The sequence below is a fragment of the Nocardia sp. NBC_01009 genome (assembly GCF_045208035.1).
GTDB lineage: Bacteria > Actinomycetota > Actinomycetes > Mycobacteriales > Mycobacteriaceae > Nocardia.
In genome coordinates, this window is record NZ_CP108695.1 from 7,367,463 (window position 1) to 7,380,934 (window position 13,472).

11 protein-coding genes are annotated in these 13,472 nt (G+C 68.1%); 6 read left to right on the forward strand and 5 right to left on the reverse strand.

What is annotated here, in order from left to right:
• Positions 1 to 11: 11 nt before the first annotated feature.
• Complete coding sequence (locus OHA42_RS33210) at positions 12 to 698, reverse strand: response regulator (protein ID WP_406231810.1); 687 nt, start codon at positions 696 to 698, stop codon at positions 12 to 14.
• The gene (locus tag OHA42_RS33215) at positions 695 to 2,023 is read right to left on the reverse strand and encodes a sensor histidine kinase (RefSeq protein WP_406231812.1); all 1,329 of its coding nucleotides are present in this window, start codon (positions 2,021 to 2,023) and stop codon (positions 695 to 697) included. The genes OHA42_RS33210 and OHA42_RS33215 overlap by 4 nt, the downstream gene beginning before the upstream one ends.
• 190 nt (positions 2,024 to 2,213) lie before the next feature.
• On the opposite strand from OHA42_RS33215, the gene OHA42_RS33220 reads away from it, so the two are divergent.
• The 3 genes from OHA42_RS33220 to OHA42_RS33230 are packed head-to-tail and all read left to right on the forward strand — an operon-like array spanning position 2,214 to position 5,765.
• A complete protein-coding gene (locus OHA42_RS33220) occupies positions 2,214 to 2,534 on the forward strand; it encodes a hypothetical protein (protein ID WP_406231813.1) in 321 nt (106 codons plus the stop codon).
• Between the two features lie 40 nt (positions 2,535 to 2,574).
• The gene (locus tag OHA42_RS33225) at positions 2,575 to 3,276 is read left to right on the forward strand and encodes an ABC transporter ATP-binding protein (RefSeq protein ID WP_406231815.1); all 702 of its coding nucleotides are present in this window, start codon (positions 2,575 to 2,577) and stop codon (positions 3,274 to 3,276) included.
• Positions 3,273 to 5,765 carry an FtsX-like permease family protein gene (locus OHA42_RS33230; RefSeq protein ID WP_406231816.1) on the forward strand — a complete coding sequence of 831 codons (2,493 nt, stop codon included), beginning with the start codon at positions 3,273 to 3,275 and terminating at the stop codon, positions 5,763 to 5,765. The genes OHA42_RS33225 and OHA42_RS33230 overlap by 4 nt, the downstream gene beginning before the upstream one ends.
• 63 nt (positions 5,766 to 5,828) lie before the next feature.
• On the opposite strand, the gene OHA42_RS33235 is transcribed toward OHA42_RS33230, so the two are convergent.
• Complete coding sequence (locus tag OHA42_RS33235) at positions 5,829 to 7,745, reverse strand: protein kinase domain-containing protein (RefSeq protein WP_406231817.1); 1,917 nt, start codon at positions 7,743 to 7,745, stop codon at positions 5,829 to 5,831.
• A 389-nt stretch (positions 7,746 to 8,134) separates the two neighbouring features.
• Between OHA42_RS33235 and OHA42_RS33240 the strand changes: the two genes are divergently transcribed.
• Complete coding sequence (locus tag OHA42_RS33240) at positions 8,135 to 8,959, forward strand: hypothetical protein (RefSeq protein ID WP_406231818.1); 825 nt, start codon at positions 8,135 to 8,137, stop codon at positions 8,957 to 8,959.
• Positions 8,960 to 8,981: 22 nt separating this feature from the next.
• Here OHA42_RS33240 and OHA42_RS33245 read toward each other — a convergent pair whose 3' ends face one another.
• Complete coding sequence (locus OHA42_RS33245; protein WP_328404360.1) at positions 8,982 to 9,647, reverse strand: response regulator transcription factor; 666 nt, start codon at positions 9,645 to 9,647, stop codon at positions 8,982 to 8,984.
• A gap of 47 nt (positions 9,648 to 9,694) precedes the next feature.
• Positions 9,695 to 10,924 carry a sensor histidine kinase gene (locus OHA42_RS33250; RefSeq protein WP_406231819.1) on the reverse strand — a complete coding sequence of 410 codons (1,230 nt, stop codon included), beginning with the start codon at positions 10,922 to 10,924 and terminating at the stop codon, positions 9,695 to 9,697.
• Between the two features lie 169 nt (positions 10,925 to 11,093).
• On the opposite strand from OHA42_RS33250, the gene OHA42_RS33255 reads away from it, so the two are divergent.
• Positions 11,094 to 11,921 carry a hypothetical protein gene (locus tag OHA42_RS33255; RefSeq protein WP_406231821.1) on the forward strand — a complete coding sequence of 276 codons (828 nt, stop codon included), beginning with the start codon at positions 11,094 to 11,096 and terminating at the stop codon, positions 11,919 to 11,921.
• On the forward strand, positions 11,918 to 13,450 hold the full coding sequence (locus OHA42_RS33260) for an alpha/beta-hydrolase family protein (RefSeq protein WP_406231823.1): 1,533 nt from the start codon (positions 11,918 to 11,920) through the stop codon (positions 13,448 to 13,450). Before OHA42_RS33255 ends, OHA42_RS33260 begins: the two co-directional genes overlap by 4 nt.
• Positions 13,451 to 13,472: the final 22 nt, after the last annotated feature.

Here is a 13,472-nt window from a genome sequence, read left to right on the forward strand (position 1 = left end):
GGTTCTGCCCGTCAAACAGTGGATTCTCCTGGTGACACCACCCCGTGGTCAAACGCAAACACGATCGCGGCGGCCCGATCGCGCAACTCGAGCTTGCCGAATATGTGTCCGACATGGCTTTTCACGGTGACTTCCGAGATGCCGAGTTCACGAGCGATCTCGGTGTTGACTCGGCCGCGGCCGATCAGTTCGAGCACTTCGTACTCGCGTACGGTCAGCTCCGCGAGCCGGGAGTCATGGGGGCGCACGGGTCGCACGGTGCGGTAGGCGGTGAGCACCCGGCCGGTGACCGCGGGGTCGAGCCAGGCTCCGCCCGCGGCCACCGTCCGCACCGCGCGGATCAGATCCTCGGCGGGCGAATCCTTGAGGATGAACCCGGCCGCCCCCGCGCGCAGCGCACCCGACAGCAACTGGTCGTCGTCGAAGGTGGTGAGCACGAGAACCGGCGGGGCGTCGTCTTTGGTACGCAGCATTCGCGTGGCATCGATGCCGCCGATGCGTTTCATGCGTAGGTCCATGAGAACAACGTCGGGGCGTCCGTTCACGAGTGCGGCAGGCACTTCGTCCCCGTCCGCGCATTCCGTGACGACGAAACCGTCCCGCCGGCGCAGGATCCGCCGCAGTCCACCGCGAACGAGTTCCTGATCATCGACGACCAGAACGGCGACCTCCTCATTGGTCGGTCCCAATGAGCTCACGCGCCCTCCCGCGCCGAGGTCTGGCCGAGCAGCGAGCACCACGGCCCGGATCGTCCTGCCAACGGGAACTGCGCGCGCACCGACCAGCCGTCGTCGAAGGGACCGGCGGTGATCCGGCCGCCGAGCAATTCGGCCCGCTGTGCCATACCGGACAGCCCCATCCCGTGTCCTCGATTCGGCGGCAAGCCCCCGGGCAATGTGTTGTTCACGACGAGGGTCACCGCGGCGGCGTCCACCGCGAGCCCTACCGTCACCGACGCGCCCGGCGCGTGTTTGACGACATTGGCCAGCGACTCCTGCCCGATCCGGTACAGCGCGAGCCCGACCGCCGCCGACACCGCGCCCAGGTCGGCGGTGCCGGTGTAGCGGACATCCAGTCCCGCGCGCACGAAATCACCGACCAGATCCTCGATGTCCTCGACGCCGGGTTCCGGAGCGTGCTTCGAGGGCGCTACGTCGAGCAGGCCGATGGTGCGCCGGATGTCGGCCATGGCCTGCCTGCCGAGCCGCTCCGCATCGACGAGCGCCTCGACCGCGTCGTCGACATCACGATCGGTCTGCAGCGCGTGCCGCGCCGCGGTGAGATGCAGCAGCGTGATGCTCAGCGAGTGCGCGATCACATCGTGCACCTCGCGAGCGATCCTGCGACGCTCCTCGTCGGCGGCCCGGGCCGCCCGAATGTCCTGGAACTCACGCTCCTGGTACAGGAACCGGCGCTGGTACTGCATCATCACACCGACCAGCCAGCCCAGCGCGATCCCGAGGATGTACATCGGCAGGCCTTCCAGCCGCTCACCCGTCGGGCTCCACTGCAGATTTCCCGCCACATCGAAGGCGAGCAGTTCCACCATCGCGACAACGCCGAAGAACACGCTGGCGCGCTTGGGTGCAATGGCGGCTATCTCGCCGACACTCACGATGAGAACGAACGGGGCGAAGTCCCCCGACACCGGCTGGATCAGGAACATTGCCGTCGCCGCCATCCCGGAGCATGCGACGATCCACGGCCACGGACGCACGCCGAATATGCAGAACAGCGGCAAGGCGATGAACATCACCAGCATGGCCAGCACCGGCACTGCCGTCGGGAAGTAGCTGTGCCGCTGCGCCGTCGCCGCGACGCCGACCAGGAACAGCGCCACATCGGCGCTGACGATCAAAGAGGGCGGGTAGTCGAACGGGAGCTCTTCGATGTTCTGCCTGGCCACCGCGAGAGGGTGGCGCGCGAACGCGACGGTGCGTGACCAGACGGTCCCGGTCTCCCGGAACGGAATCGCCGGTCCGCCGCCCGCAGGCGAGATCATGGCGCGGGTCACATCCATCATCCCAGGCTAACCGCCCGATCGGCCCTGGTCATCGTCCCTGGAGCGGTCCGACCCTCCTACCACGGGCGGAGATCGATTCGGGTCCGTGGCACGAAGACAGCGCTTTTCGGCGTCCGTAGCGTGAACGGCATCCGCTCCGCGTTGCGTCATCCGCGGCCGGAGACGAACACATTCACGGAAGGCGAATGCCATGTCTTGGGAAGATCAGCACGCCCGAACCGACATTGTGCACACCGTGCTCACCCGCGCGGCCGTCGATCCGGACAGTCCAGACCTGTTCTCGGAAATCCCGGGGCTGGAACGGCTCTTCGGCGGCCCGGACGGCCTCTTGCTCGCACTCCGGTATCGGTGGAACCTACATCTCGACGCGAAAATGGAGCAGGCTCTGCTGGAGGGGAAGTCTGCTGTCGAGGTCTACCTCGAGCTCGCTACGGAACAACCAGCGCTGCGGGCGGTGCTCGACGCGCACCATCGTCGCAGCAACCTGACGTCGCGGGCCATGGCGCGATAGACAATGAAAGAAAGTGGGGGACGCCATGTCGGATCACGCGATGTTGGAATTGTCGGACATTTCCAAGCACTACCGGGTGGGTGAACAGACCGTGCGCGCGCTCGACGGCGTCAGCCTGCGCATCGACCCGGGCGAATTCACCTCGATCATCGGACCGTCCGGCTCGGGCAAGAGCACACTGTTGCATCTGCTCGGCGCGCTGGACCGCCCCGATTCGGGGTCGATTCGCTTCCAGGGTGCGGAGATCGGCTCGCTGGAGGAGGAACGCCAGTCCGAGTTCCGGCGCCATCGTGTCGGTTTCATCTTCCAGTTCTTCAACCTGCTTCCGACGCTGACCGCATGGGAGAACGTCGCGATTCCGAAGCTGTTGGACGGTACCGGATTACGCAGGGCCAAGCCGCGCGCGCTGGAGCTGCTCGATCTGGTCGGGCTGGGCGACCGCGCCGCGCACCGCCCTGCCGAACTGTCCGGCGGTCAGATGCAGCGGGTCGCGGTGGCGCGCGCGTTGATCATGGACCCGCCGCTGATCCTGGCCGACGAACCCACCGGCAATCTCGACTCGAAGACCGGTGCTTCGATCCTGAAACTGCTCGGCGATATCGCGGGCAACGGCAACTCGGTGGTGATGGTGACCCACGATATGGGTGCCATCGAGTACTGCGATCGGGTGATCACGTTGCGCGACGGTCGGATCGGCTCCAACGACAAGGTCGACCGCACACAGCGCACGGTTCGGGCATGATCCGGGCTGCGTGGGATCGGCTGCGGCTGTTCAATATCGGCGAGCTGCTCGCGCATCGCGGCCGGACCCTCACGTCGCTGACAGTGATGGCCGTTTCAGCCGGCCTGCTCGTTGCGGTGTTCAGCATCTCCGGCTCGGTCACCGGTTCGGTGGATCGGCTCACCCGCAGCCTGGGCGGCAAGGCCGCGTTGGAGATCACCGGCGTCACCGACGCGGGCTTCGATCAGCAACTGCAACAACGGATCGCCACAACCCCTGGCGTCGAAAAGGCGGTGCCGATGTTGCGCGCCCAGATCGGCAGCGGCACCGAACGCGCCTTGCTGATCGGCGCCGACGCGAGCATCGCCGCGCTCGGCAGCGAGCTGGCGGGCCCTATGGGCGCGCAGGGGGGCACGCTGTTGAGCGTGCCCAACGGCGTGCTCGTCGGTGCCGCGATGGGCCGCATCGAGGGCGAGAAATTCGCACTCGGATCCGGAACCGTCACCGTCGCAGGCGTTCTCGACGACAAAACATCCGAGCAGCTCAACGGCGGTCACATCGTCGCTGCCTCGCTGGGTGTGGCACAGCAGGTGACGGGGCGGACCGGGCGCCTGGACTCCATTCAGATCGTTCCCGCGCACGGCGTCGACCTCGCAACACTGCGCGCCGCGCTCACCGAGGTCGTCGACGGCCGCGCCGTTGTCGCCGAACCGAGTCTGCGCACGGCCCAGGCGGGCGGTGCGATCCAGCTGGTCCGGTATTCGACGCTGATGTCCTCGGCCGCTGCGCTGATCGTCTCGGCGTTCCTCATCTACAACGCGATGAGTATGGCCGTCGCACAACGCAGGCCGGTGTTGTCGCTGCTGCGCGCCATCGGCGGCAAACGCGCGCCCATGGTGCGCGATCTGCTCGCCGAGGCGGCGCTGCTCGGTGTGCTCGGCGGCGCGGTCGGGGCGGTGCTCGGTGTCGTCATGGGCCGCAACGCAATCGACCGGCTGCCTGCCGCAATCGTGCAGTCGGTGGAGGCGCGCACCGAATACCTGGTGCCGTGGTATGCGATTCCCGTCGCGATCGCCGCGTGTGTACTCGCCAGCGTCGCGGCCGCGGCCATCGCGGCACGTCAGGTGTACAAGGTCGAGCCGATCGAAGCCCTGGTCCCGGTCGGGGTGGCACGGACCGACAGGGTGAATCCGATGCTGTGGTGGGCCCACATCGTGGTCGGGCTCGGACTGACCGGCGCGGCGATCAGCGTCGCCGAGGCCGACCTCGGTCGGTTCTCGCTGGCCGCCATCTCCCTCTCGTTCGCCGCGGCCGTTGCGCTCTGCTTCGCCGCGACGGGTCCGATCGTGCGGGCGACCGCCGCGGTGGCCCGCCTGTTCGGCGCTCCCGGCGCCCTGGGCGCGACCACGCTGGAACGCGCACCGCGACGCGTGTGGGCGACAGCCATGACGGTGATGATCGGGGTGGCCGCGACCGTCGCTATGGGCGGTGCGTCGCGCAATATGGTCGATTCGGCCACTGCTACTTTCGACGACCTGGGCAGCACCGACCTCTATGTGAGTCCGACCGCCATGGAGCAATTCCCTACCGGGCCGATGCTGCCGAGCGGCCTGCGGGACAAGATCGCGGCAATCCCCGGTGTGTCCGCGGTGCGCCCGGCGCAGATGGCGTTCGCCACCCTCGGCAGCGGTCGCGTGATGTTGCAGGGGTATCCCACCGAGGTCGACGGTTCGGTGACCAGTGCCGTGGATCGCGATGTGGTGGTGCGCATGGCCGCCGGCGAAGGCGTGGTGATCTCCCGCGATGTCGCCAGATCGCTCGGGGTGGACGCGGGCGCCGACGTCACGCTGCCGACACCGACGGGTGACCACACCACCACAGTGCTGCAGGTGATTCCGTACTTCTCCGCCATCGCCGGCGTGGTCGTGATGGATCTCGGGCAGATGCGTCAGTGGTACGAGCGACCAGGCGAGACGATCCTTGCGGTCACCCTGCAACCGGGCGTGGACCACAGCGCGGTGGCGGCGGCGATCCGGCAGGCGGCCCCGGCAGGCATGCACGTCGACACCGGCGCGGCCACGGTGACCGCTATCTCGTCGAGCGTGCGACAGGGTGCGGCGATGAGCGCGGCCATCCTCTGGATCGTGGTGCTGGTCGCGACGGTGGCGTTGCTGAACACACTGATGCTCTCGGTGCTCGAACGACGCCGCGAACTCGGCGTGCTGCGCGCCATGGGCACCAGCCGGAAGTTCCTGCTGCGTTCGGTGCTAGCCGAGGCCGCAGGCATCGGGTTGATCGGCGCCGCACTAGGTCTCGCGGTCGGCGCGGCGGTGCAGTTCCTGGCCACCGTCGCGATGGGGCATGCCATGACCATCGATATCCGCTACGCACCGAGCCCGATCCTGCTCGTCTACGGGGCCGCCGCCCTGGTGCTCGCCCTGCTCGGCTCCATCCCCCCGGCGCTGCGCGCTGCCCGGATGCCGATCGTGGAGGCGCTGGCCGTCGACTGACTCCCATCGCGGAAGGCAGCAGCCCGTCGTTGCGGCCTGCGCAGGAACGATGGGCTGCGGACGCTATAACGGCGCGGCCGCCCACCAGGTCAGCACGGCATCCTGGGCCGAAGGCGGCGCGGTCTGCGGGTCGCCCGAGGTGCCGTGATAGCTCATGTACAGCAGGTAATTCGAGCGAGCGGGATCGGATTCGAAGCTGACCACCAGTTTTGCCGTGTGATAGAACTGCGCGAGCGGGCCGGGCGGATCCGGAACGATCCATAGATGCGCCGTCTGTCCCGCGCCGTTCTTGCGCGACGGCGTCGCGGTATTCGGCGGTAGTGCGGCCACAACTGCCTGCGCGGCAGCAGCAGACTCGTAGCCGAGGATCGTGTAGTTCATATGGTTGCTGTCGGCGATGTCACGGCTGCACTCCCACGCCACCACCCAGCGACTGGTTTGCAGCAGTTCATCTTTGAGCCGCACGCCGTCCGCGGGCTTGCGCGCCATACACTCCGCATCCTGGAATTCCGCGTCACCGAACGCGCCCGTGCCCTGCGGCAACAGACTCGGAAACGCGCGGCGACTCGGCGCCAACGGATCCGCGGGCAGGGCGGCCGGTGTCGAGACCGTCGTCGACGGCGCGGGCGACGCCGCAGAATCCTCGCCAGGATCCGAGTCGAAGGCCATGACCCCGAGGAACGCGACGACGGCGACTACCGCAACCACGACACCGAGTACAAGCCAGCCGATTGCGCCGGTCGAACGGCTCGGCGGCATCGGCTGTGGGCCACCATAATTCTGCCCGTTCGGCGGCGGATAGCCGGGCGGTCCCGCACCGGGATGTGAGGTCCCCGGGTGCTGCGACGCGGCCTGCATCGGCTGGGCGACACCGGGATTGACGGGAGGCTGCGCCGGGTAGGGCGAATGCTGCTGGGGCGCAACACCATATCCTGGCGAGGGCGCGGCCGGCGCGGGCGCCTGCTGCGCGAATGCGGCCTGGTCGGCGGCAGCAACCTGTGCGGAAGGCACATGCGGCGGCGCTCCGGGCGGCATCGCGGCGACCGGATTCGCGGGCGGCACAGCGAGTGCAGGCCCCGGCCCGGGATATCCGGCAGGAGGGTAGGCCGGGTTGACCTGAACCGTTGCCGCGGGCACCGCCGACGCGGGCGCGGTGAGCGCGCGGCGCGCGGCCGCGGCGAACTCGGTGCAGGTGGCGAAGCGATGCTCGGGACGCTTGGCCATGGCCATGGCGAGCACCCCGTCCAGAGCCGGGTTGAGGCCCTGCCGTTTGGTGGCCAGTGGTGGCGCGGCGTATTGCAGATGGCCGCGGATGATGTCGTTCGGGTCGGGCGAATCGAACGGTGCCATTCCGGTGAACAGCCAGTACAGCGCACAGGCCAGCGAGTACTGGTCGGAGCGATGGTCGAGGTGCCCGCCGGTCATCTGTTCCGGTGACGCATAGGCCAGGGTCGCGGTGAACATGCCGACCTGGGTCAGGTGCGTGGAATCCTCACGCAACCGCGCGATACCGAAATCGGTGAGGAACACCCGCTCGCCCTGCCCGCCGACCGAACGCGCCAACATGATGTTCGCCGGCTTCACATCGCGGTGCAGCACGCCCATGCCGTGCGCGTAATCCAGTGCGCCCGCGACTCCCTCGATGATCTGCACCGCACGCTCGGGCGGCAGCGTCTGCGGATTCACCGTTGCCGCATCGATGCCGTCGATGTACTGCATGGAGATCCACAGCTGATCGTCCTCGGAGCCGCGGTCGTAGACGGCGACGATATTCGGGTGGTCCAAGTGCGCGGCCAGATCGGCCTCGCGTTCGAACCGCGCACGCAACTCGGCGTCGGTGAACAGCTCGCGGTTGAGCAGTTTCAACGCCGTCTGTCGAGACAGCCGAGGATGGCGTGCCAGGTACACCGACCCCATGCCGCCCTGCCCGAGCAGACGCTCGATGGTGAACCCGGCAAACACCTCACCGCTGTTCAGCAACGCGACCCCCTTCGAGGTGATAACAGCACCGTCAGCCTAGTAGTCACAGCCGGACTTCGGTCCGTCCGCAACCCGCGCCGGGCCGAGCCGAGCCGAGCCAGCCGTCCGGCGGGTAGCCCCCTGGCCACGACGTTTCGAATTCTCCGCGAAAATCGGCAAAACTATCCATGAGGCATCATCATCGCGTCACCGTCCAACGGCGCGGTGATGATCTCCGCTGTTCGGTCACCGACCGAACGGGTATTCAGGTAGCAGAGGTAAGTTTTGCACCGCCGATGGACAACGGTCACGTGTTGTGGTGGTGGGGAGGACACGGTGGTGAGGTCTTGAGAACAGTTCGTGCGTGTCAGGCGGTGTTGCACTGTGCTGCCCTCGTCACGCTGCTCGCGATGACCTCCTGTGTCCTGTTGCCGGACAAGCACGAGCCTGCGGCCGCGCCGACGATCACCGTCGACACCGCAGGATCGTGGCATCCAGATTTGTCGGTCACGCTGCCCGACTCGCTCGCCGCGGATTTCACCCAGCTGCAACCCCATCTGCCCGGCCAGGTCGGGATGGCGGTCATGCCGGTCGGTGGCGGCCGGATGACCATCTTCGGCGACTGGACCAGCGGCATCGCGTGGTCGACCATCAAGGTTCCGCTGGCGATAGCTGCTCTGCGCCGCGACCCCGAAGGCGCGGCGGAGAACGCCGAGGCCGCGATCACTGTTTCGGATAACGGTGCGGCCGAGGCACTCTGGGAATCGCTCGGCGATGGCCTCGAGGCGGCACAGGCCGTCCAGGACATTCTCGACGAGGCGGGCGATGCGGTGACCGGTGTGCCCGGACCCCGAACCCGGCTGGACTACAACTCGTTCGGGGCGACCGAGTGGACGCTGGCCAATCAGGCCAGGTTCGCATCGCGGCTGCCGTGCCTTGCACAGGCTGCCACTGTGACCGACCTGATGGAACAGATCACGCCAGACCAGCGCTGGGGCCTCGGCTCGATCGCCGGCGCCGAATTCAAAGGCGGTTGGGGTCCCGACGACGACACCGGCGTCTATCTGGCTCGCCAATTCGGCGTGGTGCCGACCAAGTCCGGAAGCGTCGCCATCGCTCTTGCCGCACAAGCTGATTCGGGCCTGTTCGAGGACGCAACCGGACTGCTCGACCGGATGGCCCAGCTGATCGAGCGCCACCTCGACGAGTTGCGCGGAGGTAAGTGCCCGCACTGACCGTCGCCGAGCACCGTGCCGGTCAGCCCGGCGTGACAAGTCCTGATTCATACGCCAGCACGACCGCCTGCGCGCGGTCGCGCAGGTCGAGTTTCGAGAAGACCTTGGAGACATGGGTTTTCACGGTCTGCTCGGCGACGAACAGGGATTCCGCAATTTCGATGTTGGACATGCCTTTTGCGATGAGTTCGAGCACCTCGCGCTCGCGCGGAGTCAGGGAACCCAGCGCCGGAGTGGGTTTGGTGCGGGTCGCGGTGCGGCGTCGAGTGACATCCGCGATGAGCCGCCTGGTCACGGTGGGCGCCAAAAGCGCTTGGCCGTCGGCGACGACCCGGACCGCACGCACCAATTCCTCGGCGGGCGCATCCTTGAGCAAGAATCCGCTCGCGCCGAGACTGAGCGCCTCGTAGACGTAGTCGTCGATGTCGAAGGTGGTGAGCATCAGCACCCGCACCGGCGGATCGAATCCGGCCGCGAGGATGGCGCGCGCGGCATCCAAGCCGTTCATCTCGGGCATCCGCACATCCATCAGCACCACATCCGGGCGCAGCCGTTTGGCCTCGGCGACTGCAACTTTCCCGTCCGGCGCGTCACCGACCACGCTGATATCGGGTTGCGCGGCGAGCAGCGCACCGAAGCCCTGGCGCACCATCGCCTGATCGTCGGCGATCAAAACCGTTATTGCCACCCGCCCACCCTAATCGGCAACCGCCTCGACCCCACTCTCGGCGACCGTCAGCGGTCGGCGATCATCGAACCGAGCGCGCCGGCCGGATCCAGCGGCAGGTCGACGGCGGGACCGAGCGGCAGGCGGGCCCGCACCTCGAAGCCTCCGTCGGAGCGCGCGCCCGCGGTCACCTCGCCGCCCGCGGCGAGCGCGCGAGCGCGCATCCCCGCGATACCGTGGCCGCCGTTGTCGCCCTGCTTGGCGGGTACCGCGCCGGGTGCGTTGCCGACGCTCAGATGCACATCGACACCACAGCTGATCATCACCTGGACCGGGGCGCCGGGGGCGTGCCGCGACGCGTTCGACAGCGACTCCTGCACGATGCGGTACAGCGCGAGCCCGGTGGTTTCCGGTACCGCATCCAGCGGCCCATCGATCGTCCAGTCGAGGTGCACGCCCGCCCGGCGCGCACCCTCGAACAGACCGAGCACGTCCGCGGCCTTCGGCTGCGGCGCATGCTCGGGCAACTGACCATCGCTGCGCAGCACACCGAGCATGCCGCGAATCTCGTTCAATGCCTCCCGCGCGGTGGCGCCGATGGATTCGAATTCCGCGCGGGCGGCCGGCGTCACGCCCACCACCCGATACGGCGCCGTCTGCGCCTGCACCACCACCAGCGACATGTGGTGAGCCACCACATCGTGCAGGTCACGGGCGATGCGGGCCTTCTCCTCTAGGATGGTGCGCCTGGCCCGCTCCAGCTCGTTCTCCTCCTCCTTGCGCAACAACTGCTCGCGCGACTGCACCAGCCAGCGCATCATCAACGCGAGCAGCACGACCGCTGCCAAGGCGATCGGCCAGCCCCAGGCCGAGCCGGCGAGGTCGCCGCCGCCGTCGGCCATGGTGGTGGCGAGTAGCAGGGAGGTCGCGGCCCACGCGACGGCGATGACCGGGACCGCCGCCCGCAGCGCCACCCCGAACAGCAACGCGAACAGGCACAGGATGTGCACCACTTGGATCGGGATCTCATTGTTGGGCTGATGCGGGATCGCCAGCGCGATGACCAGCGCGGACCCCGCCGAGATCGCCCAGCCCAGCGCGGGATTGATGCGGATGAGCAGGATCGGGAACGCAGCGAGTGCGGCGATGAACGGCTGCACCGGCACCGGCACCGCGTGTGTGAGATGCAGAGTCGGCCACGCCACCGAGTAAAAGACGATCGCGACCAGCACGGTGAACGCGTCGAACCACATCCGAGCGTTCATCGACCTGGTCCAGGCACCGCGTTTCTGCTTCATGACTACGACAGTAGAAACCCGACAGCATTGCGGTCCTCATACCCACGGGTGAATTCGCCACCGGTACCCGAGAGGGAGGCGCAAGTCCCGCTCCCCCGACGGCACGGGCCGAGAAACCGCACCGCGGCGTGAGGTGCGCGGGCGCGTCCGATTCATAGCGTCTTGGATCATGAGCACACCGACCACCGCACGGCAGGCCGGCACCGAGTCAGCGGCCACCGACGCACGTCCCCGCGCCGCTCGTTACCGAAGGGGCGCGGCGCTGACGGCCGCGGCGCTGACCACCATGGCGGCCACCGTTGTCCTTGCACCCACAACCCACGCCGCGGTGACTCGGCCTCCGGTGGAGAACGTCGCGGTAGGTGCGGCGGTGTCCATCCTGACCGCGGGCGGCCCCGACGCCGCCACCACCATCCCCGACGATTTCGCTGCAGGCTTCGGTTACCGACCCAGCCTCGTCGACGGTCTGCTCGCGAACCCGGGTGGCGAATGCTCATCGCCGGTCACCCTGCCCGCCGAGTTCGACACCGCATGCAAAGCTCATGATCTCGGCTACGACCTGCTGCGCTACGCCGATCAGCGCGGTGAACCGCTCGGCCCGTGGGCCAGGCAGGCTCTCGACAGCACCCTCGGCCTGCATATGCACGAGGCCTGCGATACCCGCAGCGACCCCTTCTCCCGTGCCCGCTGCAATGCCATGGCCACGATCGCGTCGACGTTCGTCGACATCAACTCCCGCCGACAGGGCTACGCCGCGCCGGTCGCCGAATCACTGTGGAGCACAGCGGATTCTCAGACCAATCGCAGTTTCAGCGGGTGGCTTGCCGTGCTCATCGGTGGTGGTGTGCTCGGCCTCGCCGCCGCGGTAGCCGCTCTCGCCGGCGTCACCCCGTCCCTGCGGCGACCGACCAGGGCCACCGGCGGCGGCCACAAGCCCGTCCGGCGGATTCGCACCGTATCGGTGAATCAGACCGCTGCACTGAGCGTTCCGCGATGACCAACTCGACTGCGACCCCGCCGCCCACCGCTACAGCGGTCGAAACTGCGCACGGCACCGTGACACCGGACATGCAGCACACCGCAACGCTGTTAGGCGCACCAACCCGAAAGCCGTTGGACACCAACCCATCCGGTACACCGATGCCGCACACGCGGATCGGTCGCCGGAATGCCATTGCCAACGGCAGGGTGCCGCGCACGCTCCGGCCGCCGATCGGCACAACACTCGCCGTCGGGGCTGGGGTGCTCATGTCGCTGGCTCCGGGACTGCTGCCGCGCACGCCGGGAGCGCAGGCCGCGCTGACCGGACTTTTCGTCGCCCTCACCCTCGGCGTCGCGGGTTCGGTCCGATTCCTGTCGGCCCGCTGGAACTTCGACATCAATCGACCACTCGCACGGTTTCGTCTGCCACTGCTCGGACTGACGCTGGTCTCGATCGTCGCTGCCGCCGTGCAGGCGGGGCACTGGCAGAACCGGCTGCGCGCGGCGATGGGAACAGTGCCGATCGGGTCGGACTATTGGTTGCACTGTGCGGCCGGGGCCGCACTGATCGTCGGAGGGTGCGCCGCAACCGCCCGGACCGTGGGGTGGGTGGTGCGCAAGCTGGGGTGGTCGCGCAGTGTTGCGGTGACCGCAGTCGCCGCGTCCGCGCTGTACCTGTTCGGCGTTCCCGCCGTGGTGGATTGGCGCCGCGATGCCTATGCCACCGCCAATGCGACGATCGATCCCACTCTGGTGCAGCCGGTTTCGTTGCTGCGGTCCGGCAGCGCCGAGTCGGCGGTCAGCTGGCCGTCGCTCGGGGCCGAGGGACGCAAGTTCGTCAGCGGGTCGCCCGCCGGTCCGGTCCGCGTCTATGTCGGCCTGGATTCCGCGCCGGACCGCGATTCCCGGGTGGCCCTTGCGATTCGGGAGCTGGAGCGCTCGGGCGGCTTCGAGCGGTCGAATATCGTCGTCGCGGTGCCGACCGGGTCGGGCTGGATCGACTCGAACGCGGCGTCCGGTTTCTATCAACGCTTCGGCGGCGATGTCGCGCTGGTCGGCATGCAGTACTCCTACGCGCCGAGCTGGGCGACCTTCCTGTTCGGCCGCGACGAAGCGGTGGCCTATGCGCGTGCGCTGTTCACTGCTGTCGAGAACCGTATTCGCACGATGGACCGCAAGCCAGGGCTCTATGTCTACGGTCAAAGCCTCGGCGCCCTCGGTGGCAGTTCGGTCTTCACCGACGACGCCGATCAGGACCGCCGGACCTGCGCGGCACTCTGGGCGGGCCCGCCCGCGGGTCAGGTGCACCGCGCCGGCGCGACGGTGCTGGCCAACAGCTCCGACCCGGTAGTCCATTGGTCACCGTCGCTGCTGTGGCGCGCCCCCGACCTCACCGGGGTCCGGGTGGATGCCCCGGTCCCGCAATGGCTCCCGGTGGTCAGCTTCCTGCAGACCAGCGCCGATTTGCTCGCCGCACTGGATGCCCCGCCCGGCCACGGCCACCGCTACGGCACCGACCAGGGCACCGCCCTCGGCAGCTGCTGACGACACCGATGCTTGCCCACAG